This is a genomic window from Streptomyces sp. NPDC030862, from assembly GCF_055571835.1.
The window spans coordinates 396,877-421,316 of sequence record NZ_JBVIEN010000005.1; the positions used below are offsets into that span (position 1 = coordinate 396,877).

At 72.1% G+C, this 24,440-nt stretch carries 25 protein-coding genes; 19 read left to right on the forward strand and 6 right to left on the reverse strand.

Annotation, left to right across the window (positions count from 1 at the left end; genetic code table 11):
- The first annotated feature begins 109 nt into the window (after positions 1 to 109).
- The 11 genes from ACZ42X_RS16280 (at position 110) to ACZ42X_RS16330 (ending at position 11,669) form a co-directional block, all read left to right on the forward strand.
- The gene (locus tag ACZ42X_RS16280; RefSeq protein WP_468290152.1) at positions 110 to 1,390 is read left to right on the forward strand and encodes an MFS transporter; all 1,281 of its coding nucleotides are present in this window, start codon (positions 110 to 112) and stop codon (positions 1,388 to 1,390) included.
- A gap of 9 nt (positions 1,391 to 1,399) precedes the next feature.
- Entirely contained in the window at positions 1,400 to 2,761 is a 1,362-nt protein-coding gene (pafA, locus tag ACZ42X_RS16285; RefSeq protein WP_355362339.1) for a Pup--protein ligase, read from the forward strand.
- A 283-nt stretch (positions 2,762 to 3,044) separates the two neighbouring features.
- Positions 3,045 to 3,995 (forward strand): FKBP-type peptidyl-prolyl cis-trans isomerase, encoded by a 951-nt coding sequence (locus ACZ42X_RS16290; protein WP_468289695.1) that lies wholly within the window; start codon positions 3,045 to 3,047, stop codon positions 3,993 to 3,995.
- A gap of 55 nt (positions 3,996 to 4,050) precedes the next feature.
- A complete protein-coding gene (locus ACZ42X_RS16295; RefSeq protein WP_468289698.1) occupies positions 4,051 to 4,425 on the forward strand; it encodes an FKBP-type peptidyl-prolyl cis-trans isomerase in 375 nt (124 codons plus the stop codon).
- A 161-nt stretch (positions 4,426 to 4,586) separates the two neighbouring features.
- Complete coding sequence (locus ACZ42X_RS16300; RefSeq protein ID WP_468289701.1) at positions 4,587 to 5,543, forward strand: helix-turn-helix transcriptional regulator; 957 nt, start codon at positions 4,587 to 4,589, stop codon at positions 5,541 to 5,543.
- A gap of 16 nt (positions 5,544 to 5,559) precedes the next feature.
- Entirely contained in the window at positions 5,560 to 6,525 is a 966-nt protein-coding gene (locus tag ACZ42X_RS16305) for a helix-turn-helix transcriptional regulator (protein ID WP_361422202.1), read from the forward strand.
- A gap of 133 nt (positions 6,526 to 6,658) precedes the next feature.
- Positions 6,659 to 7,012, forward strand: coding sequence for a hypothetical protein (locus ACZ42X_RS16310; RefSeq protein ID WP_468289705.1), 354 nt, complete (start codon positions 6,659 to 6,661; stop codon positions 7,010 to 7,012).
- Positions 7,013 to 7,031: 19 nt separating this feature from the next.
- Positions 7,032 to 7,229, forward strand: a complete 198-nt coding sequence (locus ACZ42X_RS16315; protein WP_084897529.1) for a hypothetical protein — start codon at positions 7,032 to 7,034, stop codon at positions 7,227 to 7,229.
- A gap of 220 nt (positions 7,230 to 7,449) precedes the next feature.
- Positions 7,450 to 7,728, forward strand: a complete 279-nt coding sequence (tatA, locus tag ACZ42X_RS16320; RefSeq protein ID WP_468289708.1) for a Sec-independent protein translocase subunit TatA — start codon at positions 7,450 to 7,452, stop codon at positions 7,726 to 7,728.
- Positions 7,729 to 7,780: 52 nt separating this feature from the next.
- Positions 7,781 to 8,734, forward strand: coding sequence for a twin-arginine translocase subunit TatC (gene tatC, locus ACZ42X_RS16325; RefSeq protein ID WP_468289712.1), 954 nt, complete (start codon positions 7,781 to 7,783; stop codon positions 8,732 to 8,734).
- A gap of 106 nt (positions 8,735 to 8,840) precedes the next feature.
- A complete protein-coding gene (locus ACZ42X_RS16330; RefSeq protein ID WP_468289715.1) occupies positions 8,841 to 11,669 on the forward strand; it encodes a DEAD/DEAH box helicase in 2,829 nt (942 codons plus the stop codon).
- Between the two features lie 56 nt (positions 11,670 to 11,725).
- Here the strand turns inward: ACZ42X_RS16330 and ACZ42X_RS16335 are convergent, their stop codons facing one another.
- From ACZ42X_RS16335 to ACZ42X_RS16345, 3 genes are read right to left on the reverse strand one after another with little or no spacing between them, the layout of a single operon-like run.
- A complete protein-coding gene (locus ACZ42X_RS16335; RefSeq protein WP_468289718.1) occupies positions 11,726 to 12,658 on the reverse strand; it encodes an ADP-ribosylglycohydrolase family protein in 933 nt (310 codons plus the stop codon).
- A 4-nt stretch (positions 12,659 to 12,662) separates the two neighbouring features.
- Positions 12,663 to 13,109 (reverse strand): ABA4-like family protein, encoded by a 447-nt coding sequence (locus tag ACZ42X_RS16340; protein ID WP_468289721.1) that lies wholly within the window; start codon positions 13,107 to 13,109, stop codon positions 12,663 to 12,665.
- A complete protein-coding gene (locus ACZ42X_RS16345; protein ID WP_468289724.1) occupies positions 13,106 to 14,065 on the reverse strand; it encodes a hypothetical protein in 960 nt (319 codons plus the stop codon). The genes ACZ42X_RS16340 and ACZ42X_RS16345 overlap by 4 nt, the downstream gene beginning before the upstream one ends.
- A 93-nt stretch (positions 14,066 to 14,158) precedes the next feature.
- Here ACZ42X_RS16345 and ACZ42X_RS16350 point away from each other — a divergent pair, with 93 nt between their 5' ends.
- Positions 14,159 to 14,818: a MerR family transcriptional regulator gene (locus ACZ42X_RS16350; protein ID WP_468289727.1), complete on the forward strand. Its 660-nt coding sequence runs from the start codon at positions 14,159 to 14,161 to the stop codon at positions 14,816 to 14,818.
- A gap of 254 nt (positions 14,819 to 15,072) precedes the next feature.
- Here the strand turns inward: ACZ42X_RS16350 and ACZ42X_RS16355 are convergent, their stop codons facing one another.
- Both ACZ42X_RS16355 and ACZ42X_RS16360 read right to left on the reverse strand, forming a co-directional pair.
- The gene (locus ACZ42X_RS16355) at positions 15,073 to 15,930 is read right to left on the reverse strand and encodes a siderophore-interacting protein (protein WP_468289730.1); all 858 of its coding nucleotides are present in this window, start codon (positions 15,928 to 15,930) and stop codon (positions 15,073 to 15,075) included.
- A gap of 57 nt (positions 15,931 to 15,987) precedes the next feature.
- Entirely contained in the window at positions 15,988 to 16,899 is a 912-nt protein-coding gene (locus tag ACZ42X_RS16360) for a 5'-3' exonuclease (RefSeq protein ID WP_468290155.1), read from the reverse strand.
- Positions 16,900 to 17,041: 142 nt separating this feature from the next.
- Here ACZ42X_RS16360 and ACZ42X_RS16365 point away from each other — a divergent pair, with 142 nt between their 5' ends.
- From ACZ42X_RS16365 to ACZ42X_RS16380, 4 genes are all read left to right on the forward strand, one after another.
- Entirely contained in the window at positions 17,042 to 18,133 is a 1,092-nt protein-coding gene (locus ACZ42X_RS16365) for a quaternary amine ABC transporter ATP-binding protein (RefSeq protein ID WP_468289733.1), read from the forward strand.
- Between the two features lies 1 nt (position 18,134).
- Complete coding sequence (locus ACZ42X_RS16370; RefSeq protein WP_468290158.1) at positions 18,135 to 19,940, forward strand: ABC transporter permease/substrate binding protein; 1,806 nt, start codon at positions 18,135 to 18,137, stop codon at positions 19,938 to 19,940.
- 136 nt (positions 19,941 to 20,076) lie between these two features.
- The gene (locus tag ACZ42X_RS16375) at positions 20,077 to 20,628 is read left to right on the forward strand and encodes a helix-turn-helix domain-containing protein (protein WP_468289736.1); all 552 of its coding nucleotides are present in this window, start codon (positions 20,077 to 20,079) and stop codon (positions 20,626 to 20,628) included.
- Positions 20,621 to 21,385, forward strand: coding sequence for a helical backbone metal receptor (locus ACZ42X_RS16380; protein ID WP_468289739.1), 765 nt, complete (start codon positions 20,621 to 20,623; stop codon positions 21,383 to 21,385). The genes ACZ42X_RS16375 and ACZ42X_RS16380 overlap by 8 nt, the downstream gene beginning before the upstream one ends.
- On the opposite strand, the gene ACZ42X_RS16385 is transcribed toward ACZ42X_RS16380, so the two are convergent.
- Positions 21,324 to 22,442 carry a TDT family transporter gene (locus ACZ42X_RS16385; RefSeq protein ID WP_468289742.1) on the reverse strand — a complete coding sequence of 373 codons (1,119 nt, stop codon included), beginning with the start codon at positions 22,440 to 22,442 and terminating at the stop codon, positions 21,324 to 21,326. The two genes, ACZ42X_RS16380 and ACZ42X_RS16385, sit on opposite strands and share 62 nt — an antisense overlap.
- A gap of 70 nt (positions 22,443 to 22,512) precedes the next feature.
- Between ACZ42X_RS16385 and ACZ42X_RS16390 the strand changes: the two genes are divergently transcribed.
- From ACZ42X_RS16390 to ACZ42X_RS16400, 3 genes are all read left to right on the forward strand, one after another.
- Positions 22,513 to 23,412 carry a LysR family transcriptional regulator gene (locus tag ACZ42X_RS16390; RefSeq protein ID WP_468289745.1) on the forward strand — a complete coding sequence of 300 codons (900 nt, stop codon included), beginning with the start codon at positions 22,513 to 22,515 and terminating at the stop codon, positions 23,410 to 23,412.
- 184 nt (positions 23,413 to 23,596) lie between these two features.
- Complete coding sequence (locus tag ACZ42X_RS16395; protein WP_468289748.1) at positions 23,597 to 23,743, forward strand: hypothetical protein; 147 nt, start codon at positions 23,597 to 23,599, stop codon at positions 23,741 to 23,743.
- Between the two features lie 24 nt (positions 23,744 to 23,767).
- Complete coding sequence (locus tag ACZ42X_RS16400; protein ID WP_468289751.1) at positions 23,768 to 24,397, forward strand: hypothetical protein; 630 nt, start codon at positions 23,768 to 23,770, stop codon at positions 24,395 to 24,397.
- Positions 24,398 to 24,440: the final 43 nt, after the last annotated feature.

A 24,440-nucleotide genomic window follows, 5' to 3' on the forward strand; every position in this document is an offset into this window, starting at 1 on the left:
CGACGATCACTGGCCGCGGGGTGGACCCGCGGAATGCCGTCATGGTACGTATGACGCAGGACGTTATACGTAAAACCTCGGCGTGATCGCCGGGGGAGAGGGGCAGTACATGGCCGCCACGGCCGGCGGATACGCCGACATACTCCGGGCACCCCACGCCCTCCGGCTGCTCGTCGGCACCCTCGTCGGGCGGCTGCCCAACGGCACCGGACCCATCGCGATCATGGTCTTCACCCGGGCCGAGGGCGGCAGCTACAGCCTCGCCGGCGCCCTCGCCGGCGTGTACGGCCTCGCCAACGCCATCGGCCAGCCCGTCCTCGGCCGCGCCGTCGACCTGTACGGCCAGCCCCGCGTGCAGCTGCCCGCCGCCGTCGTCTCCGCGCTCGGCATGGCGCTGCTCGTCCTCACCGGAACGGAGCCGCTGCCGCTGACGTACGCGGCCGTCGCCGTCGCCGGGCTGTTCACCCCGCCGCTGGAAGGCGGACTGCGCGCCCTGTGGCCGAGCGTGCTGGGCCGCGAGGACCGGGTCCACCGGGCGTACGCCATGGACGCGGTCGCCCAGGAAGTCATGTTCACCGTCGGCCCGTTGCTGGTCACGCTGCTCGTCGCGGTCTGGTCGCCGTCCGCCGCGCTGCTGGTCATCAACGTGCTCGGCGTCCTCGGCGCCCTCTCCGTCGTCGTCTCCGAGCCGTCCCGCACCTGGCGCTCCGCGCCCCGCGACGCGCACTGGCTGGGCGCCCTGCGCTCGCCGGGGCTGCTCGCCCTGCTCGGCTCCTTCTTCTTCGTCGGCCTCGCCCTCGGCTCCATCACGGTCGCGGCGTACGCGTACGCCGAGGACCACGGCAGCGAGTCCGTGTACGGCTGGCTGATGGCCGCCCTCGGACTCGGCGCCCTCATCGGCGGCGGCCTGTACGGCGCCCGCCAGTGGGCCGGCGCCCCCGAGCGGCGGCTGCGCGCGCTCGTCGCCCTGCTGGCCCTCGGCTATCTGCCGCTGGTGCTCACCCCCGGGGTCGTCCCCATGACGGCCCTGGCGGCCGTCTCCGGTGTCTTCCTGGCGCCCGCCATCGCCTGCGCCTTCATCGTCGTCGACCGGCACGCGCCGCGCGGCACGGTCACCGAGGCGTTCTCCTGGCTGGTCACCACCTTCGGCGTGGGCGCCGCGGCGGGAACGGCCGTGGCCGGTCCGGCAGTAGAGCTGGCCGGCACCGCCGCGAGTTTCGCCGTCGCGGGCGCCGCCGGATTCGCCGCCCTGCTGGTCCTGCTGGCCACCCAGCGGGCGCTGGCAGTTCCGCTGCGTACGGCACAACCCGCCGACGATGTCGTGGCGACATCGGAAAATGATCGAAACGGTGCAGTCGAACCCGGTTTCAGCACGGGCCATCAGGCGTAATGTTCCCTCATGGACCGCCGCATTTTCGGGCTGGAGAACGAGTACGGCGTCACGTGCACGTTCAGGGGACAGCGCCGACTGTCTCCTGACGAAGTGGCGCGCTACCTCTTCCGCCGTGTCGTGTCATGGGGCCGCAGCAGCAACGTCTTCCTGCGGAACGGCGCCCGCCTCTACCTCGACGTGGGATCGCATCCGGAATACGCAACGCCCGAATGCGACAACGTGACCGAACTGGTCACCCACGACAAGGCCGGCGAGCGCATTCTGGAAGGCCTGCTCGTCGACGCAGAACGCCGTCTGCACGAGGAGGGAATCGCGGGCGACGTCTATCTCTTCAAGAACAACACCGACTCGGCGGGAAACTCCTACGGCTGCCACGAGAACTATCTCGTCGCCCGCCACGGAGAGTTCTCCCGGCTCGCGGACATCCTCATCCCGTTCCTGGTGACCAGGCAGCTGCTCTGCGGCGCCGGAAAGGTGCTGCAGACCCCGCGCGGCGCCGTGTACTGCGTCAGCCAGCGCGCCGAGCACATCTGGGAGGGCGTCAGCTCCGCCACGACCCGCTCCCGGCCCATCATCAACACCCGCGACGAACCGCACGCCGACGCCGAGCGCTACCGCCGCCTCCACGTCATCGTCGGCGACTCGAACATGTCCGAGACGACCATGCTGCTCAAGGTCGGCGCCACCGACCTCGTCCTGCGCATGATCGAGGCGGGCACGGTCATGCGCGACCTCACCCTGGAGAACCCGATCCGGGCCATCCGCGAGGTCAGCCACGACATCACCGGACAGCGCAAGGTGCGCCTCGCCAGCGGGCGGGAGGCCTCCGCCCTGGAGGTCCAGCGCGAGTACTACGACAAGGCCGTCGACTTCGTCGACCGGCGCGGCATCCGCACCGGTACGGTCGCCCAGGTCCTGGAGCTGTGGGGCCGCACGCTCGACGCCATCGAGCAGGAGGACCTGGACCGGATCGACACCGAGATCGACTGGGTCATGAAGTACAAGCTGCTCGAGCGCTACCGGGCCAAGCACAACATGACCATGTCGCACCCGCGGGTCGCCCAGATAGACCTCGCGTACCACGACATCCACCGTCGGCGCGGGCTCTACTACCTGCTGGAGAAGAACGGACAGGCCGCCCGGATCTGCAACGACGTGAAGATCTTCGAGGGCAAGTCCGTGCCCCCGCAGACCACCCGCGCCCGGCTGCGCGGCGACTTCATCCGCCGCGCCCAGGAGCAGCGCCGGGACTTCACGGTCGACTGGGTGCACCTGAAGCTCAATGACCAGGCGCAGCGCACGGTGCTGTGCAAGGACCCCTTCCGGTCGGTCGACGACCGGGTGGAGAAGCTGATCGCCGGGATGTGACCGCCGGAATGTGATCCGGATCTCCTGGGAGGTGAAAGGGCCCCGCACGTTTCTCGTGCGGGGCCGTTTCGCGGCCTAGGGGGTGTCTTGTCGATCGGGCCGGATCAGGGAGCGGGGTCTGGTGCGTGTGATCGCAAGGCGGAGGAGGGAGCCACTGCGGAGCATTGGCGACCGACGACAACGTGGCGAGCGCGCGTGCCAGGCGTCGCGAGCCCGGCCAGATCGGCAAGACACCCCCTAGAGTGGCGGACGACCACTGTGCCGTCTGAGATCTGAGGAACACGTGCGCCGACTTGCCGGCCTACTCGTCGTCCCCCTGCTGCTGCTGTCCACGGCGGCGTGCGGCGACGACAAGGGCTCCACCGCCTCCGACACCGCCTCTACCGCCTCGATGAAGAACGGTCTCCCGGCGATCACCGCGGGAGCGAAGTTCGGGGAGAAGCCCACCCTTGCCAAGGGCGAGGGCGCCCCGCCCAAGGAGCTCAAGGTCGAGGTCCTCAGCGAGGGCAAGGGCCAGAAGCTCAAGAAGGGCGACCAGGCCCAGGTGCACTACCTCGGGCAGACCTGGGACTCCGACAAGCCCTTCGACAACAGCTTCGACCGCGGCGAGCCCTTCTCCGTGTCCATCGGCGGCGGTGGCGTCATCGAGGGCTGGCAGAAGGCCCTGGACGGCCAGAAGGTCGGCAGCCGCCTGGAGGTGTCGATCCCGCCGGAGCTCGGTTACGGCGCGCAGGGCCAGGGCGACATCAAGCCGAACTCCACCCTCGTCTTCGTCATGGACATCGTGAAGGCCAAGACCTTCATGTCCTCCGCCAAGGGCACCGAGGTCGCGCAGGACAACATCGACCTGCCCAAGGTCGGCACCAACACCGACGGCAAGGCCCCGTCGGTCGACGTGCCGAAGAAGGCCGCGCCGAAGAAGCTGGTCTCGAACTACGTCATCGAGGGCACCGGCCCGGCCGTCAAGCCGAGCGACACGGTCGCCGTGCAGTACAAGGGTGTCCTGTGGGACGGCGGCAAGGAGTTCGACAACAGCTTCTCGAAGGGCGGCCCCGTCACCTTCCCGCTGGCCAACGTGATCCCCGGCTGGTCCGAGGGCCTGGCGGGCAAGAAGGTCGGCAGCCGCGTGCTCCTCGTCGTACCGCCGGACAAGGCGTACGGCGACCAGGGCCAGGGGCCGATCCCGCCCAAGGCGACGCTGGTGTTCGCGGTGGACATCCTCGGAGTCGCGTAGCGGACGTCTGTAAGACTGGCCCTTTGCACATCGCACACCAAGGAGCATGTTTCCCGTGAGCAACGACAAGCCCGAGGTCGACTTCCCGGGCGGCGAGCCGCCGGCCGACCTTGAGATCAAGGACGTCTGGGAGGGCGACGGCGAGGTCGCCCAGGCCGGCCAGTTCGTCAAGGTCCACTACGTGGGTGTCGCCTTCTCCACCGGCGAGGAGTTCGACGCCTCCTGGAACCGCGGCACCCCGCTGGAGTTCAAGCTCGGTGTCGGCCAGGTCATCGAGGGCTGGGACAAGGGCGTGCAGGGCATGAAGGTCGGCGGCCGCCGCCAGCTGGTCATCCCCCCGCACCTCGCGTACGGCGACCGCGGCGCCGGTTCCGCCATCGCCCCGGGCGAGACCCTGATCTTCGTCTGCGACCTGGTGGCCGTCCGCTAGGGCTGACACCCGCGGCCGTTTCCCGGCCGTACCGGTCGTACCGGTCGTTCGAGGCCCATGCCGTTCCGCGGCATGGGCCTCGGCTTTTGCCACGACACCCCGGGGCGGTACCGTCATCCGGCGAGAGTGTCTCCACGAGCAGAGGTGGGTGCAGGGCGTCGATGGCGATTGCCAAGGCCGAGCGGCTGATGAATCTGGCGCTGTGCCTGCTCGGGACCCGCCGTCCGCTGAGCAAGCGGGAGCTGCGCGGCTCCATCGAGGCGTACCTGGAAGCCGGCTCCGACGAATCCTTCAACCGCATGTTCGAGCGCGACAAGGACGACCTGCGCGAACTGGGCCTGGTCATCGAGACCGTGGAGAACCTCGACGGCGAGACCGGCTACCTCGCCCGCCGCGACTCCAACCGCCTGCCGCCCGTCCAGCTGGACGCCGAGGAGGCCGCCGCGCTCGGCCTCGCCGCCAAGGTGTGGCAGCAGGCCCGCCTCGCCGGCGCCGCCAGCGGCGCCCTGCAGAAGCTGCGCGCCGCGGGCATGCCCGAGGCCGAGGACGCCTTCGACGACCGGCACAGCGCGCTCGAACCGCGCATCCCGGTCCACGAGGCCGCCTTCGAACCGCTCATGCTGGCCTGCCGGGACCGCCGCCCCGTCGTCTTCCAGTACCGCAAGGCCAACGCCGCCCGCCCGGAGACCCGCCAGGTCGAGCCGTGGTCGCTGGAGTGCTGGCGCGGCCACTGGTACCTGGCCGGCTGGGACCGCGAGCGCGGCGCCGGGCGCGTCTTCCGCCTCTCCCGGATCACCGGCACGGTCCGCTCCCGGGCCGGCGCCTTCACCGCGCCCGTCCCGGACGTCTCGACCGTCCGGGAGACCGTCGAGCGGTGGGCGGGGGAGAGCGCGACCCGCTCCGCGCGGATCCGGCTGCGCGCCGACTGCGGCTACCCACTGCGCGCCCGCGCCCTGTCCGTAACGGTGCTGGGCGACGGCTGGGACGAGCTGGAGATCCCGTACGGGCACGGCCTGGACGCCTGGCTCGTCGAGTTCGGGCCGGACGTCGTCGTACTGGAACCGGCCGATCTGCGGGCCGACGTGGTGGACCGGCTGCGCGCCGTGGCCAAGGGCTGAGGGGACGTACGAAACGATGGCCACGAACGCGATCGACCAGACCCGGCGGATGCTGTCCCTGGTGACGTACCTGCGTGAGCGCCCCGGCGCGCACGTCGGCGACGTCGCCCGGGCCTTCGGGATCACCGAGGACGAGCTGATCTCCGACCTCGACGTGCTGCCCATGTGCGGGACCAGCTTCCGCGGCGGCGACCTGCTGGACATCGACACCGACGGCGAGCGGATCTGGTGGCACAACCCGGCCGCCCTCGCCGCCGAGGCCGCCGAGCCGCTGCGGCTCGCCGCCGACGAGGCCACCGCACTGCTGGTCGCCGCGCGGGCCGTCGCCACCCTGCCGGGGCTGCGCGAGGGCGACCGCGAGGCGCTGCTGCGCGCCACCGCGAAGCTGGAGGCCGCGGCCGGTGAGGCGGCGGGCGCGAGCTCCCGCCTCTCGGTGACCTTCGAGTCCGAGGGCGGCGTCTTCGCCGAGGTCGACCGCGCCATCTCGGAGCGGCGCCGGCTGTGGGTGCGGTACTACTCGCCCGCGCGCGACGAGCTCACCGAGCGCGAGGTCGACCCGATCCGCCTCTTCGCCGTCGGCCATACGTACATGGAGGCGTGGTGCCGCCTCTCCGAGGCGCGGCGCACCTTCCGGCTCGACCGGGTGGCCGAGATCCGGATCCTCGACGAGCCGTCGGCGCCGCCGGAGATAGAGCTGCGCGACCTGTCCGAAGGGCTCGTCCAGCCGTCGGCCGACGACCCCGAGGTCGTGATCGAGGTGGGCCCCGGCGGCCGCTGGGTCGCCGAGTACTACCCGCACGACAGCGCCGAGGAGCTGCCCGACGGCGGTCTGCGCGTCACCGTGCGCACGCCCGACCCGGCGTCGCTGCGGCGGCTCGCGCTGCGGCTGGGGCGCGACGGGCGGATCGTCTCGCCGCCGGAGCTGGCCGAGAGCGCGCGGCGGGCGGCGGCCGAGGCGCTGGCCGCGTACGACGGCGTCTGACGGCGTCTGACGGCGTACGACGGCGTCAGACGGGCCCGACGGCGTCAGACGGCGACGGTCGTCAGGGGCGACCGCGAAGAACCGGCCATGTGGGGGCCGACGAGTGGATGAAAAGTCGAGGGAATTGAGCGATATGTCCGCGACGCCCGGAACCGGGACCGGTGTCGGAATCGGAAGCGGAAGCACCGCGGGTGCCGGTGCCGGCACCCGTGCCGGTGTCGGGGCCGGAGCCGCCGCCGGAACCGGAACCCTACCCCCGTCCCTCGCGCCGGTCCTCTTCAAGGCCGCCTGCTCCGAATGCCACGCACGCTGCGAGCTCTCCGCCGGCTGCCTCCGGCTCGCCATCGGCGCCAGCCGGCGTACCACCTTCTACTCCTTCACCTGCCCCGCGTGCGGCTCCGCCGTCCGCAAACCGGCCGGCGCACGCATCGTCGAGCTCCTCACCGGGGGCGGCGTGCGGACGCTGCGCCTCCACTCCACCGTCTGACGAGGTCTAGGCTCTGCGCATGTTCTGGCCCATGCTCGCCATCGCCCTCGGTTTCCTCGGTATCGCCGTCCTCGGCGTCCTGGGCATCCGGGTGTTCATCGAGGCCCAGCGCCTCGGACGTCAAGTGACGCACACCACACAGCGGATCAACCGCGCGGCCGAGGACCTGGAACGCGCGGCCACCGATCTGGCCCGTACGGGGGAGACGCTGCGGTGACGCGATAGCGCACGCGGCCTCCTCCCGTCCACTCCCGGCAGGTACGCTGCTGGTTGCGTGGGTTTCGCTGAAATCCGCCGCAAACGGGAGTACGCACAGGGATTGCCGGGCGTTTACCCGTGCGCGTTACGATCCTGACGGCCGTTGGCTCGGACACCAGTCCGGTGCACCGGCCGGGAGCCCGCCCCAAGCCGCCTCGGTGAGAAGGTAGACAACAGTTATGTTCCGACAGATCGGCCCTCTTGAGATCACTCTCATCGTCCTGGCCATCGTCCTCCTCTTCGGCGCCAAGAAGCTCCCGGAGATGGCCCGTTCGCTCGGCAAGTCCGCCCGCATCCTGAAGAGCGAGGCCAAGGCCATGAAGTCGGACGGGCAGCAGCCGGCCCCGGCCGACCCGCCGGCCGAGCAGCCCCCGGCCCAGCGCACCATCAAGGCGGCGCCCGGCGACGTGACCAGCGCCCGCCCCGTCACCGAGCCGTCCGACACCACCCAGCGCTGACCCAAGGCCGACCGCCGAGCGGACGGCCTGCCGCACGAGATGAGGACGTGGGTTGCTCAAGCCTGCCCGCAGTAAGAAGGAGAAGGACCCCGAGGGCCGGATGCCGCTCGCGGACCACCTGCGCGAGCTCCGCAACCGGCTCGCGAAGGCCATGCTGGCGATCATCATCACGTCCATCGCCGCGGCGTTCTACAGCCAGGAGTTGATGGACTTCCTCTCGTCACCGGTCGAGCGGTGCCCGAAGGGAGTCATGGAGACCGGTGGCAAGTGCGCCACCATCGTCTACAACGACCTGCTGTCCCCGTTCACGACCACGGTCAAGGTCGTCCTGATGGCGGGCATCGTCCTGTCGTGCCCCGTCTGGCTCTACCAACTGTGGGCCTTCGTCGCGCCCGGCCTCCACAAGAGCGAGAAGAAGTACACGTACTACTTCGCCGCCGCCGCGGTCCCGCTCTTCGCCGCCGGCGTCTACGTCGCGTACCTGATCATGCCGGTGAGCATGAGCGTGCTGCTCAGCATCACGCCGGACCCCGCGGCCAACCTGCTCGAAGTCGACAAGATCCTGGACTTCACGGTCCGGATGGTCCTCATCTTCGGCTTCTCCTTCGAGCTGCCGGTGCTGCTGATCATGCTCAACGCCGCCGGGATCGTCACCGGACGGCGCATGGCCGGCTGGTGGCGCGGTGTGATCATGGGCATCTTCGTCTTCGGCGCGATCGCCACCCCGTCCACGGACCCGCTCGGCATGATCGCCCTCTCCGGGCCCATCATCCTGCTGTACTTCCTGGCCGTCGGCATCGCCCTCCTCAACGACAAGCGGCGACGGCGGAACGACCCGGACGCCGAGCTGGACGACGACGAGGCCGCTCCCGTCGACCTCACCCCCGCCCCGATCGGCGAGGTGGAGGCCGTGCCGTCCGCGCGCGCCGCGCTGCCCGAGCAGGCCACCGGAGACGCCGGCGCGTCCCGTCCGCAGCGGCTGAACGGCTACGACGACATCACCTGAGGCCCGGTCACGTACCGCCTCCGGCCCGCTGCGGACCGTGGTGTCGTGCACGGCGGATTAAAGATCGAGCTGACTGTCAGTGGTGGCGGGTACGCTCGATAACAAGATGACCCAAGAAGACCTCACACCCGCGGAGGCGTACGCGGCGGCCCGGCGCCGCGCCGCCGAGCAGGCGACCGCGCTCGCTCCCTTCCGGGACCTGTACGACTTCGAGCTGGACCCGTTCCAGATCGAGGCCTGCCGTGCCCTGGAGGCAGGCAAGGGCGTACTCGTCGCGGCCCCCACCGGCTCCGGCAAGACCATCGTCGGTGAGTTCGCCGTGCACCTCGCCCTGGAGCAGGGGCGCAAGTGCTTCTACACCACGCCCATCAAGGCGCTGTCCAACCAGAAGTACGCCGACCTGGTCAAACGCTACGGGCCGGAGAAGGTCGGCCTGCTGACCGGCGACAACAGCGTCAACTCCGAGGCACCGGTGGTCGTCATGACCACCGAGGTCCTGCGGAACATGCTGTACGCGGGCTCCCAGTCGCTGCGCGGCCTCGGCTACGTGGTCATGGACGAGGTGCACTACCTCTCCGACCGGTTCCGCGGTGCCGTGTGGGAGGAAGTGATCATCCACCTCCCCGAGTCGGTGACGCTGGTGTCGCTCTCGGCGACCGTGTCCAACGCCGAGGAGTTCGGCGACTGGCTGGACACCGTCCGCGGCGACACCGAGGTGATCGTCTCCGAGAGCCGCCCCGTCCCCCTGTGGCAGCACGTGCTGGCCGGGCGCCGGATGTACGACCTCTTCGAGGAGGAGACCGACCACGGCGGCCGCGGCTCCGCGCGGCGCGAGGTCAACCCCGACCTGCTGCGCCTGGCCCGCATGGAGAACTCCCGCCCGTTCAACGGCCGTGACCGGCGGCGCGGCAGGATGAGCGAGGCCGACCGGGAGCGCGAGCGGCGCCAGCGCTCCCGGATCTGGACACCCGGACGCCCCGAGGTGATCGAGCGGCTCGACGCCGAAGGGCTGCTGCCCGCCATCACCTTCATCTTCAGCCGGGCCGGCTGCGAGGCCGCCGTACAGCAGTGCCTGTACGCCGGGCTGCGGCTCAACGACGAGGAGTCGCGCCGGCGGGTGCGGGAGATCGTCGAGGAGCGCACCGAGTCCATCCCTACGGAGGACCTGCACGTCCTCGGGTACTACGAATGGCTCGAGGGCCTGGAGCGGGGCATCGCCGCACACCACGCCGGCATGCTGCCGACCTTCAAGGAGGTCGTCGAGGAGCTCTTCGTGCGGGGCCTGGTCAAGGCGGTGTTCGCCACCGAGACCCTCGCCCTGGGCATCAACATGCCCGCGCGGTCGGTGGTGCTGGAGAAGCTCGTCAAGTGGAACGGCGAACAGCACGCCGACATCACCCCGGGCGAGTACACCCAGCTGACCGGGCGCGCCGGGCGGCGCGGCATCGACATCGAGGGCCACGCCGTCGTGCTCTGGCAGCGCGGCATGGACCCGGAGTACCTCGCGGGCCTCGCCGGCACGCGCACCTACCCCCTGCGCTCCAGCTTCAAGCCGTCGTACAACATGGCGGTGAACCTGGTCGACCAGTTCGGGCGGCACCGCTCGCGCGAGCTGCTGGAGACGTCGTTCGCGCAGTTCCAGGCGGACAAGTCGGTGGTCGGCATCTCCCGGCAGGTCCAGCGCAACGAGGAGGGGCTCGAGGGCTACCGCGAGGGCATGACCTGCCACCTCGGCGACTTCGAGGAGTACGCGCGGCTGCGCCGCGAGCTCAAGGAGCGCGAGACCGAACTGGCCAAGCAGGGCGCGGCGCAGCGGCGTGCGGCGGCCGCCTCCTCGCTGGAGAAGCTCAAGCCCGGTGACGTCATCCACGTGCCGACCGGCAAGTTCGCCGGCCTGGCGCTGGTCCTGGACCCCGGCCTGCCGGCCGGCCGGTCCAACGGGCACCGCGGCTTCGAGCACGCCGACGGGCCCCGCCCGCTGGTGCTCACCGCCGAACGGCAGGTCAAGCGGCTCGCCGCCATCGACTTCCCGGTGCCGGTGGAGCCCCTGGAGCGGATGCGCATCCCGCGCACCTTCAACCCCCGCTCCCCGCAGTCGCGGCGCGACCTCGCGTCCGCGCTGCGCACCAAGGCCGGGCACATCGTCCCCGACCGGCACCGCAAGCAGCGCTCCGCGGCGGCCGACGACCGTGAGATCGCCCGGCTGCGCAAGGCGCTGCGCGCGCACCCCTGCCACGGGTGCGACGAGCGCGAGGACCACGCCCGGTGGGCCGAGCGGTACCACCGCCTCCAGCGGGACACGCGCCAGCTGGAGCGGCGCATCGAGGGGCGGACGAACACCATCGCCCGCACCTTCGACCGGATCGTCGCGCTGCTGACCGAGATGGACTACCTGCGCGCCGACGAGGTGACCGAGAACGGCAAGCGGCTCGCCCGGCTTTATGGCGAACTGGATCTGCTGGCCAGTGAATGCCTGCGCGAGGGCGTGTGGGAGGGCCTCAACCCCGCGGAACTGGCCGCCTGTGTCTCTGCGTTGGTGTACGAGTCCCGGCAGGCGGACGACGCCGTCGCGCCGAAGCTGCCGACGGGCCGCACGAAGGCCGCGCTCGGTGAGATGGTCCGCATCTGGGGCCACCTGGACGCCCTGGAGGAGGAGTTCAGGATCAACCAGACCGAGGGCGTCGGCCAGCGCGAGCCGGACCTCGGCTTCGCCTGGGCGGCCCACCAGTGGGCCTCCGGCAGCGGCCTGGACGAGGTGCTGCGCGAGACGGAGATGCCGGCCGGCGACTTCGTCCGGTGGTGCAAGCAGGTGATCGACGTCCTCGGCCAGATCGCGGCCGCGGCGCCGAGGGAGGACAGCACGGTCGCCAAGAGTGCCCGCAAGGCGGTCGACGGGCTGCTGCGGGGTGTGGTGGCGTACAGCTCGGTGGGCTGACGGCGTTTCACCCCGTGGAGAGATGAGGGCCCGGCCGGATCGCTCCGGCCGGGCCCTCAGTGTGGGTGCGCGCCGAGACGCTCGGCGAGCGCGGCGAGTTCGGGGGCGCGCAGGACCCGGTCGCCGTATCCCGGGAGAGGGACGTGCAGCGGTGACGTCCAGCGCGCGGGGATGGCGGCCGCGCCGTACACGGCGCCGGCCAGCGCGCCCGTCACCGCCGCGACCGTGTCGGTGTCGCCGCCCAGGTCGATCGCCGCCGCCAGGGCCTCCTCGAAGGAGCCGGTCGTCCGCAGCGCCCAGAGGGCGGAGCCCAGGCACGGCCAGACCGCGCCGTTGAACTCGGTGGCGTGGTCCGGGTGCCAGCCGGGCGCGAGGACGGCGGCCCACCGCGCCCGATGGCCCGGGTGCACGGCGGCGAGGGCGTCCGGTACCGCCGCCACGGGGTCGGCTCCCTCCAGTGCCACGCGGATCAGCTCGTGCAGCAGGGCCGTACCCTCCCACGCGGCCCGGTCGCCGTGGGTGAGCGCCGCGATCCGCCGGGCGGCCGCCATGGTGCCGGTACGTCCGGCGCCCGCGAAGTACACGGCGGACGTGGCGGCCCGCATGAGGGAACCGTTGCCCGCCGCGCGGCCGTTGAGCTGGAAGTGCAGCGCGGCCGCCAGGTCCCACGGCTCGCCGTTGGTCAGGACGTCCTCCGTCTGGAGCCCGATGTCCTTGGGCTGGCCCGCCGCCCAGCGCCGGAACCGGTCGAAGACGTCCGGCAGGTCGAGGCCGCCGCGCTCCAGCAGGGACTCGCCCACCAGCACCGCCATCTGCGTGTCGTCGGTGGCCTCGCCCGGATCCCAGCCCCCGCCTCCGCACATCTCGCCGACGCCGTCCGGGAACCGGGCGCGGTACACGCCCGGCAGGCCGAACTCGAAGGGCGCGCCGAGGGCGTCGCCGACGGCGGAGCCGAGGACGGTGCCGGTGACGCGCTCCCACGGGTGCATCCGTTCAGGCTAGGTGCTTCGCGGGCGCGGCCCGGTGCCGGGTCCTCACCTCTCGTACGGCCAGGAAGACGAGCAGGCCGAGGGGGGAGAGGAGGACGGTCAGGACCAACAGGGGCCCGGTGAGCAGCGGGTGCAGGGTGAGTTCGCGCGACCGCAGGAAGATCCACTGTCCGATCAGCAGGTCCCAGGCGATGACCTGGGCCCAGATCGCTCCGGCCCCGTCCGCCAGGGCGGTCAGGTCGCGGAAGGTCTCCAGATCGGGCTCGCGTACGGCGGCCCAGAGTTCCGGGAACACCGGGACGGCCAGGCCCAGATAGACGAGGAGGATGGGTACGACGGTGAGGGGGGACGAGGCGATCCGCGTGGTCCATCGCCAGTGGGGCGCCAGGATCATCAGCAGCCAGACGGGCGCGGCCAGAGAGAAGGACAGCTCGAAGAGGATGACGGTCATGCCACTCGCTCCAGGTGCGTGGGGCGGGCACCGGTCGCCGGCGCCGTCGTACGGAGCGCGGCCCAGCCGCCGGCCGCGGTGAGGAGCGCGACGATCCCCGCTGCGGTGAGTGTCGCGCCGTCCGGGTGGACCAGGGGCTGACCGCGCAGCGCCTGCCAGGTGACCAGGGCGAAGAGGGCCGCGTACGCCGCCGAGGCCACGAGCACCAGGCGCAGGCGTACACGCTCGTCGCGCAGCCGGGCGAACCGGGGTGCCAGGACGACGAGGACCAGGAGGAAGAGCGGCAGCAGTTGGAGCGCGTGCATGCCGACGAAGTGCGGGATGCGGAGGTCGCCGCCGGTCGTCGACCAGCCGGTGAGGGGCATGGCCGGACCCCCGTCCGGTACGCCGACGCTGTGCGCGCCGACCACCTCGGAGGCGCCCGGCTGCTGACCCGGCGCGGGCCGTGTCATGCGGAAGCCGATTCCGGCGCCCGCCAGTGCCAGCAGAGCGCCCAGCCTCAGGGCCCAGGCGGACGCCCGGTCCACGAACCGCGCCCGGAACAGCAGGACGGCGATGACGAGCGTCGCGGTCCACAGCACGACGACCGTGCCCGCCATGGCGTCGTACAGCGTGCTGTCGAAGGGCGTGGCGTGGTTGAAGTGGCTGCGTCGTCCCCGGGCCGCCTGGAAGGTGATGATCGCCATCTCGGCGGCGCACGACGCGGCCACGATGGTCCCCGCCCACCAGCCGGTGCGCCGGAAGCGCGGCAGCAGCGACAGCATCCACGCGAGCGACAGGCAGTACGCGACGAACGAGACCGCGAACTTGAACGGCTTGGCCCAGATCGGCGCCCCGGCAAGGACGCGGTCGTCGATGACCAGTCCGACGGCCGAGACGCCGGCGAGGAGGGCCATGGCGGCGGAGAAGAGGAGGAGCGGCCGGTGCAGAGATGACAGCCGGTGCGAGAAGGACATGGAGAACCCCCAGTTATGGGTAGCGGTGCTATCCGCTATCCGATAGCGAAACTATCTATGATGGGAGTTCTCAAGGCAAGGGGTGACGCGGGCATGCGCATTGGCGAGTTGAGTCGGCGGACCGGGGTGTCGGTCCCGACGATCAAGTACTACGTACGGGAAGGACTGCTGCCGGCCGGGCGGCTGACCAGCCCCAATCAGGCGTCCTACGACGACACGCACGAGCGGCGGCTCCGCCTCGTGCGGGCCCTGATCGACGTCGGCGGGCTGTCGGTGGCGGCCCTGCGCGAGGTGCTCGACGCGATCGACGACCCCCAGCGGCCGGTGCACAAGGTGCTGGGCGAGGCGACCCACCGCCTGACGGCGTCGAGCGGCGGCGAGGCGGACCCGGAGCGGGAGGCGGCGCGCGTGACGGCGAAGGAGCTGGTGGCGGGCCGGGGGTGGCGCGTCGGGGACGAGAACCCCGCGCTGGACGCGCTCGCCGGTGCGCTGGCCGCGCTCCGGCAGGTGGGGCACGCGGATTTCTCCGAGGTGCTGGACACCTACGCGGAGGCCGCGGAGCAAGTCGCCGCGGCGGATCTCGCGTGGGTGGCGGGGGGTGCCAGGCGCGAGGACCTGGTGGAGAGCGCGGTGGTCGGGACGGTGCTGGGGGAGGCGGTGTTCGCGGCGTTGCGGCGGTTGGCGCATGTGGATGCGTCGGCGCGGCGGTATGGGGAGGGGGAGAGGGAGGGCGAGGGCGAGGCGCGGGAGTAAGGCGGCGCGGGTGGGGGTGCGGCTGCGTGGTGGGCCCGGGCACCTGCGGCGGGCTCTCCCCCCACCCCGCCCCGTCCCGAAACCGGGGCTCCGCCCCGGACCCTAGGGCCTGGCCCCGGCCCTTCGGGGCGTGACGTTTCGCCGTTTCGGGCTGCGCCCGCCCGGGGCCGGGGCACCTGCGGTGGTGGGCCGGCGTGCGGGGAGGCAGGGCTCGTCAGGGCCGGGCCCGGTGGGTGCGGCGCCCGGGTGGTGGCTCAGGCGGCCGCCGGGCCCGCGGGGGGCTCCTGTTCGCGTTCCACCTGGGCGTTCCAGTCGCGCTTGATCGCGCGCCAGGCCTCGTCCGTCTGGCCCAGGCGCCAGTAGCCCGAGATGGAGAGGCGTTCGCGGGGGATCCGGCGGTCCAGGCGGAGGTGGCGGCGGAGGTCCTTGACGAAGCCGGCTTCGCCGTGGACGAAGGCGTGGACGTCACCGGGCGGGAAGTCCAGGTCCTGGACCGCTGTGAGGAGCGCCTCGCCGACCGGGCGGCCGGTCCGGTGGAACCAGCGGAGTTCGACGCCGGGCGGGGCCGCGATCTTCTGTTCGTCGTCGGGGGAGTCGACCTCCACGAAGGCGTGCCCCACGGCGCCCTCCGGCAGCCGCTCCAGCGATGCGGCGATCGCCGGCAGTGCGCTCTCGTCGCCGACGAGCAGGTGCCAGTCCGCCGCCGGGTCCGGCGCGTACCCGCCGCCCGGGCCGAGGAAGCGAATCGTTTCGCCCTCCTGTGCGGAGGCGGCCCACGGGCCGGCGAGGCCCTCGTCGCCGTGGACGACGAAGTCGACGGTCAGCTCGCGCTCGGCGGCGTCCCACGCCCGAACCGTGTACGTCCGGGTCGTCGGCCACTGCTCGCGCGGGAACTCCTCCCGGATGCGGTCCATGTCGAACGGCTCCGGGTAGGTCACCCCCGGCGGCGGGAAGAGCAGCTTGATGTAGTGGTCGGTGAACTCGTCCGCGCTGAAATCGGACAGCCCCTCGCCGCCGAGGACCACCCGCACCATGTGCGGCGTGAGCCGCTCGGTACGAACGACACGAGCTTCGCGGGCCTTTGGTGCCTTGCGGGCGGGCTGCTGCGCCACGGTGGTCTCCCCGTCTCTCCCCGAACATAGTTGCTTAGGCTTACCTAAGCTAACACCTCACCCCTGCAGCACGGAGAGCAAACGGTCCAGCGAGCCGCCCAGCCCCCACCGCGCCGCCAGCTCCTCCAGCGCCTCCGGCTCCACCGGCCCCGCCGGCAGCGCGGGGTCGAAGTCCGGCAGCGGCACGTCGGCGGCGACCCGCACCACCTTCGGCGCGACCGCCACGTACTCCCGCGACTCGGCCAGCCGCCTGCGCTGCGCCGGCGAGAGCTTCGACGCCGGATCGTCGACCGCCGCCATGATCCCGGCGAGGTCCCCGTACGCCGCCAGGAGCTTCGCGGCGGTCTTCTCGCCGATGCCGGGCACCCCCGGCAGCCCGTCGCTCGGGTCCCCGCGCAGCAGCGCCAGATCGGCGTACCCCCGCCCGTCCACGCCGTACTTCGACCGCAGCCAGTCCTCGTCCGTGACCTGGAGGCTGCCCACGCCCTTGAGCGGATACAGCACCCGCACGCCCCGGGCGTCGTCCACCAGCTGGTACAGATCGCGGTCCCCGGTGACGATGTCCACCGGCCCCGCCGCCCGCGCCGTGAGCGTGCCGATCACGTCGTCCGCCTCGTACCCCGCGACGCCGACCCGGGCGATGCCCACCGCGTCCAGCACCGCCTCGATCACCGGCACCTGGGGCGACAGCGTGTCCGGGATCTCCTCCTCGTCCGGGCCCGTCCCCGGAGCGGCCTCCTCCGCGACCCGGTGCGCCTTGTACGACGGGATCAGCTCCACCCGCCAGTGCGGCCGCCAGTCGGCGTCCATGCACGCCACCAGCTCGTCCGGCCGGTGGTCCTGGACCAGCCGGGCGATGAAGTCCAGCAGCCCGCGTACGGCGTTGACCGGCGTGCCGTCCGGGGCCTTCACGGAGTCGGGGACCCCGAAGTAGGCGCGGAAGTACAGGGAGGCGGTGTCGAGGAGCATCAGGCGTCGCGTCACACCACCGATCATGCACCACCCCACCGACACCCGGCCGGCACGCCAGTGAAGTGGATCACCATTCCGTTTGTGCCGGAAGTGCCCGGGCAGGTGCGGCTCCGCTCCATGACGACCCGTGAGGTGACGTGTGTCCAGGCTTCAGGCCGACCACCTGTACAAGGTGTTCGGCAGACGACCCGATCAAGCGGCGGCGGCGGTCCGCAGGCTCGCCGACGGCGCGAGCCGCGACGAGCTGCGCGCCGACGGCACGACCGCGGCGGTGATCGACGCGTCCTTCTCCGTGGAGCCGGGCCAGATCTTCGTCGTGATGGGCCTGTCCGGATCCGGCAAGTCCACCCTGCTGCGCATGCTCAACGGCCTGCTGGAACCGACCGCCGGGCGCGTCCTCTTCGACGGCCGGGACCTCACCGCCCTCAGCCCGCGCGAGCTGCGCCACGTCCGCGCCACCCGCATCAGCATGGTGTTCCAGCACTTCGCGCTCTTCCCGCACCGCAGCGTCCTGGAGAACGCCGCCTACGGCCTCGAGGTGCAGGGCGTCGCGCGCCCCGAACGCGAGCGCCGCGCCGCCGAGGCCCTGGAGCTGTGCGGCCTGGCCGGCTGGGAGAAGTCCTGGCCCGACGAGCTGTCCGGCGGCATGCAGCAGCGCGTCGGCCTGGCCCGCGCGCTCGCCACCGACGCCGACCTCCTCCTCATGGACGAGTCCTTCAGCGCCCTCGACCCGCTCATCCGCCGCGACATGCAGGACCAGCTCCTGGAGCTCCAGCGGCGGCTGAAGAAGACCATCGTGTTCATCACCCACGACCTCAACGAGGCCATGCGCATCGGCGACCGCGTCGCCGTCATGCGCGACGGCCGGATCGTCCAGCTCGGCTCCGCCGAGGACATCCTGCTGCGCCCCGCCGACGACTACGTCGCCTCCTTCATCCAGGACGTCGACCGCTCACGCGTCCTGACAGCCGCCGCCGTCATGACCACCCCCCACCGCCCCGACGCCGCGGACTGCGCCTGCCCGACCGTCACGGCCGACACCCCCGTCGCCGAGCTGTGCGCGGTCAGCGCCCGCGTCCCGCACCCGGTGGCCGTGACGGACACGGAGGGCGAGGTCATCGGCGTCGTACCGCAGGCTCGGCTGATCGGTTTCGTCGGCGACGAGCAGCGGGATCCCCACCCGTGCAAGCGCGATCCCCACCCGTGCGAGCGGGAGGCGGCCCGTGCCTAGCCTGCCCCGCCTGCCCCTCGGCGACTGGACCGACCGCGGCGTCGACTGGCTCCAGTCCCACCTGTCCTGGCTGTTCGACGCCGTCAGCTCCCTCGTCACCGGCATGTACGACGGGATCGACGCGGCCCTGTCCGCCCCCGAGCCGCTGCTCTTCGCCGGCGTCCTCGCCGTCCTCGCCTGGTGGCTGCGCGGCCTGGCGGCGGGCGTCCTCGCCTTCGCCGGGTTCGCGCTCATCGACTCCGTCGAGCTGTGGGAGGACGCGATGTCCACCCTCAGCCTGGTCCTCGTGGCCACCGTCGTCACCCTGGCGATCGCGGTCCCGCTCGGCATCTGGGCCTCGCGCTCGCGGACCGTCAGCGCCGTCGTCCGGCCGGTGCTGGACTTCATGCAGACCATGCCCGCCATGGTCTACCTGATCCCCGGCATCATCTTCTTCGGCGTCGGCGTGGTCCCCGGCATCATCGCCACCATCGTCTTCGCCCTGCCGCCCGGCGTACGGATGACCGAGCTCGGCATCCGGCAGGTCGACAAGGAGCTCGTGGAGGCCGCCGAGGCCTTCGGCACCAGCCCGCGCGACACCCTGCTCCGCGTCCAGCTCCCGCTCGCCCTGCCCACGATCATGGCCGGCGTCAACCAGGTGATCATGCTGGGCCTGTCCATGGTCGTCATCGCCGGCATGGTCGGCGGCGGCGGCCTCGGCGGCGCCGTCTACCGCGCCATCGGCAACGTCGACATCGGCCTCGGCTTCGAGGCGGGCATCTCGATCGTCGTCCTCGCCATGTACCTGGACCGGATCACCGGCGCCCTCGGCCGCCAGGTGTCCCCGCTCGGCCGCCGCGCCCTCGCCAGGGCCGGGGCCCCGGCAGGGGGCCGCGCGAGGCTCTGGAACCACCGTCCCCGGCCGGCCGTCGCCGTCGTGGGCGTCGTCGTCCTCGCGCTCGTCGCGGGCGGCATGGGCGTCTTCGGCGGCGCGACCCCCTCCGGGGCGGCGGCCGCCGGCAAGGACGTCGGGCACGGCGAGAAGATCTCCCTCGGGTACATCCCCTGGGACGAGGGCATCGCCTCCACCTTCCTGTGGAAGGAGCTCCTGGAGCAGCGCGGCTTCGAGGTCGACGCCAAGCAGTACGAGGCCGGCGCCCTCTACACCGGCATGGCCAACGGCCAGATCGACGTCCAGACCGACGCCTGGCTGCCCGTCACCCACGCCACCTACTGGGACACGTACCGGGACCGGCTGGAGGACCTGGGCGCCTGGTACGGCCCCACCTCGCTGGAGCTGACCGTGCCCTCGTACCTGAAGGGCGTCGACTCCCTGGACGACCTCAAGGGGCAGCCGGGCCGGTTCAAGGGCCGCATCGTCGGCATCGAGCCCAGCGCCGGAATGATGGGGCTCCTCAAGGACAAGGTCCTCAAGGCGTACGGCCTGGACGGCGAGTACGAGGTCGTCGACGGCTCCACCCCCGGCATGCTCGCCGAGCTCAAGCGCGCGTACGCCAAGAAGGAGCCGATCGTCGTCACCCTCTGGTCACCGCACTGGGCGTACTCCACCTACGACCTGAAGAAGCTCAAGGACCCGAAGGGAACCTGGGGCAAGGGTGACGGTGTGCACACGCTCGCCCGCAAGGGGTTCGCGGCCGACCACCCCGAGGTCGCCGACTGGCTCAAGAGCTTCAAGCTGACCGAGAAGCAGCTCACGGACCTCGAAGCCACGATCCAGGAGACGGGCAAGGGCAAGGAGCAGCAGGCCGTCCGGGCCTGGCTCGGGGAGCACCCGGGCCTCGCGGACAGGCTGGCCCCCGCCGCGTAAAGCCCACCCGAACGCTCTCCCAGGGCGGGTCTCACCGTGCACGTGAGGCCCGCCCTATCGCGCCTTTCCCTCCCGTTGCGCTACTCGGTGGTACCGACGCTGCGTAAGGTGGTCGAAGAGGGAGGGAGCCGTAGAGATGGACGACAAGGAGACGCTTCGCGTGGGCGCGGCCGTCCGCCGGAGGCGCAGAGCACTCTCGCTCACCCTCGCCGCGGTGGCCGAGCGCAGTGGGCTGTCCGTGCCGTTTCTCAGCCAGATCGAGAACGAGCGCGCCCGGCCCAGCACCCGCTCCCTGGAGCGGGTCGCGGACGCCCTGGAGACCACGGCCGTGGAGCTGCTCTACGCGGCCGACTCGACGCGCACCGTCGACGTCGTACGGGCCGACGACGCCTCCGGCGTGCCCGGCGTACGGCCGCTGGTGCGCGGCGAGCACCAGATGCACGCCGACGAGTTCACCGGCGAGCACGACGCCGGACGGGAACTCGTCCTGCGCAACGACGCCCTGCTGTACGTCGCCGACGGCGCCGCCCAGGTGGAGGCCGAGGGCCGCGCCTACCGGCTGGAACGCGGCGACACGCTGTACCTCTCCGGCGGCGTGCGCCACCGCTGGCGCGCCAGCGGACCCGCCACCCGCATCCTGGTCGTCGCCGTCGCCGAGCACATGGGGACGGCGCCCCGCGATGGTTGAACGCACGAGTGCCGTGCGCGCGGGGGCCGAGCACGGGGCGGCCGTGCGCACGCGGGTCGTCTCCCTGGTGCCCTCCCTGACCGAGACCGTCGCCGCCACGGCGCCCGGCCTCCTCGTCGGTGCCACGAACTGGTGCACCCACCCCTCCGCCCTCGACGTCACCCGTATCGGCGGTACCAAGAACCCGGACGTGGACGCCGTCACCGCCCTGCGCCCCGACCTCGTCCTCGCCAACGAGGAGGAGAACCGCGCCCCCGACCTCGCCGCCCTGCGTGCCGCGGGACTGGACGTGCTGGTCACCGAGGTGCGCACCCTGAAGCAGGCCTTCACCGAGCTGGACCGCGTGCTGCGGGCCTGCGGCGTACGGACCCGGCCGCGGTGGCTCGACGAGGCCGAGGCGGCCTGGGAAACGCTCACCCCGGGCCCGTACCGGCGCAGGGCCGTCGTGCCCATCTGGCGCCGCCCCTGGATGGTGCTGGGCCGCGACACCTTCGCGGGCGACCTGCTGGCCCGCCTGGGTGTGGTCAACGTGTACGCGGACCACGCCGAGCGCTACCCGCGCGTCCCGCTCGACGAGCTGCGCGCCTCCGGCGCCGACCTGGTGGTCCTGCCGGACGAGCCGTACCGCTTCACGGCGGACGACGGACCCGAGGCGTTCGAGGGGATCCCCGCCGCGCTCGTCGACGGGCGCCACCTCACCTGGTACGGGCCGTCCCTGGCGACGGCGCCGGCGGCGCTGCGAGCAGCGCTCCGCTGACCAGCCCCCGTACGGTCCGGGCGGCGGCCACCAGCCAGACCGCCACCAGCAGCGCGTACAGCGCCACGGCCAGCCACAGCAGCGGCGTGAGCCCGGTGTGCCGGGCCAGCCCCTCCGCGCCGGTCACGCACACCCCCACCGGGAACGTCAGCGCCCACCACGTCATCGCGAACCCCATGCCCCTGCGGCGCGCCCGCACCAGCAGGGCACCGGCCAGTACCAGCCACATCAGGGCGAAGCCCATGACCGGTACGCCGTACAGCACGGCCAGCGTCGTCCCGTAGGGAAGGTGCGGTGCCGCGTCGGCGAAGTTGTTCGCGGCCGTCGTGGACTGGCCCAGCGGCCCGAGCACCAGGAAGAGCGTCGGGGTCAGGGTGAGGGGCAGCGGCCCGCCCGTCATCAGCCGCCCGAAGACCAGCGGAAGCATCAGCAGCACCGCGAACAGGCTCAGCCCGAACAGCCCGTAGCAGGTGAGCAGCAGCGTCCCCTGCCACTGCCCCGGCGGCAGATGCGGTACGAGGAGGGGGCCGTGCGCGGCGGAGACCATGGGCGCCACCACCGGCAGCAGCCACACCGGAGAGGCGGCCTCGATCCGGTGGTGCACCACCATCAGGTACGGGACGGTGACCGCGACCGCCACGCCGAGGGCCGTGCCCAGGACGAACAGCACACCGTCCAGGGCGAGGGCCGCGTCCAGCCCGATCCAGTCCCTGCCGACGGTCAGGGCGCCTCCGCCGACCGACACCAGGGCCATGGCCACGCACCCGTAGAACGGCGCCACCGCCGGGTCCAGGAGATGGGCCCGGGCCTGGTCGCGGTGGTGCGTCCAGTGCAGCGTCCGCGCCACGAGCAGCACGGCGAGCATCAGCAGGGACAGGGCCCAGACGGCGGTGCAGGCGGTCCGCAGACCGGGCACCCGGACGGGCAGGGCGGCACCCGCGCCGGCGACGATCGCGGTACCCATCACCGTCGCGTACCAGTTGGGTCCGAGATGGCGGACCGCCAGGGTGCGGGGGACGCGGGGGAGAGGGGTGTACTGCGCGAGCGTTGTTGCCATTCACCCACCGTGACCTGCGCCGATGCCCACCACCAGGGATCTTGACCCTATGACCCCATAAACTGAAGTTATGAGCCTGTCGCATCGCGTCCCCGACCTCGGAGCCCTCGAACTGCTGCTCGCCGTCGCCCGGCACGGCAGCCTGGGCCGGGCCGCGCGCGAGGTCGGCATCACGCAGCCGGCCGCCAGCAGCCGGATCCGCTCCATGGAGCGGCAGCTCGGCGTCGCCCTGGTGGACCGCTCGCCGCGCGGCTCGCGGCTGACCGACGCGGGTTCCCTCGTCACCGACTGGGCGCGGCGGGTGGTGGAGGCGGCGGAGGCGTTCGACGTGGGGGCGCAGGCGCTGCGGGACCGGCGCGATTCGCGCCTCCGGGTCGCCGCCTCCATGACCATCGCGGAGTACCTGCTGCCCGGGTGGCTCATCGCGCTGCGCGCCGAGCGCCCCGACACGGCCGTCTCGCTCCAGGCGGGCAACTCGGCCGCCGTCGCCGCCTCCCTGCTCGCGGGCGAGGCGGACCTCGGGTACGTCGAGGGGCTCGCCGTGCCGGACGGCCTGGACGCCGTGGTCGTCGCCCACGACCGGCTCGTGGTGGTCGCCGCGCCCTCGCACCGCTGGGCCCGCCGCCGCGGCCCCGTCACCCCGGCGGAGCTGGCGGCGACCCCGCTGGTGCTGCGCGAGTACGGCTCCGGCACCCGCCAGGTCCTGGACGCCGCCCTCGCCGACCACGGCGGCCTCGCGGACCCGCTGCTGGAGCTCGCCTCCACCACGGCCGTCAAGGCGGCGGCCGTGACCGGCGCGGGTCCGGCGGTCCTCAGCGAGCTCGCGGTCACCGAGGAACTCGCCTCGCGCCGCCTGGTCGAGGTGCCGGTCGAGGGCGTCCACCTCCACCGCGCCCTGCGCGCGGTCTGGCCGACGGGCCCGCTCCCCACGGGGCCGGCCCGCGACCTGCTGTCGCTGGCGCGGGGGTAGGGCGGGGGCCGGAGGATAACGGTTGAGGGGGTCAGACCTCCGGACGGTCGCCCCAACTCCCCACGTAAGTACGCCCATTGCCTTGTGTAGGGTCATCCAATGACGTGTCCCGGACGTCTTGCGTCCGTTTCCGTCCGGAACGTCGATCATGCGCTTGTCCGCACGGGGGAAGGGAACCCATCAGATGGCATGGGACGAATGGGAGCAACTGAAAGCCGGCGCCAACGGCAGAAGTTCCTCGCGAATGCAAGTGATTCGCGAGGCGATCGAGGCGGGCTGGACCCGGAGCGACACCTTGCTCGAGGACTCCCATGCCCGCCCGGCCGCGTGACCTTGAGTGGATACGGGCAGTCTGATGCAGGCACGTCGTAAGAAGACCGTCATGCGCGCGGGTCTGGGGTGTCTGCTGGCCCTCGCGGCGGTTTTCGGATACCTGGAGATCTTCACCAAGGGTCTCGACCGGCTACCGGCCCGGCCGTGCGACGGTGCGGTCGACCGGGAGACGGCGGCCCGCGCGCTGCCGACGGCCCGTTCGGCCGAGGAACGCGGGAGGCTCAACCTGCGGTCGGACGGCGGCTTCCTCTTCGGGTGTTACGTACGCACCAGCGGCGGCTCCGTCATCTCGGGTGAAGTGGAGTCCCGGGATTCGGCTCCCGGCCCGTGGCGTGACTACTACGCGAAGGAGCCGTACGACGCGGACCCCGTCGAGGTGTCGTCCGGCGACATCAGAGCCGTGGTGCACCCGGACACCGCGTACGTGTACATCCCTTGCACCACGCCCGGCATGAAGCCCGGCGAGGCGCGGGAGGCCTATGCGCTGACGGTGGACGCCCGCACCATCGGTGACACCCGCGTCCACGGGACCGAGCTGCGCCAGGTCCTCGTCGACTTCGCCTACCAGCTCGCCCGCCACACGTACGAGACCGTCGACTGCCAGGAGGCGCGGACCTTCCCCGAGAAGCTGCCCCGGCTCCCGGCCGCCTGAGTCACACGTGAGGCCCGGTCCGCGCACCAGCGGGCCGGGCCTC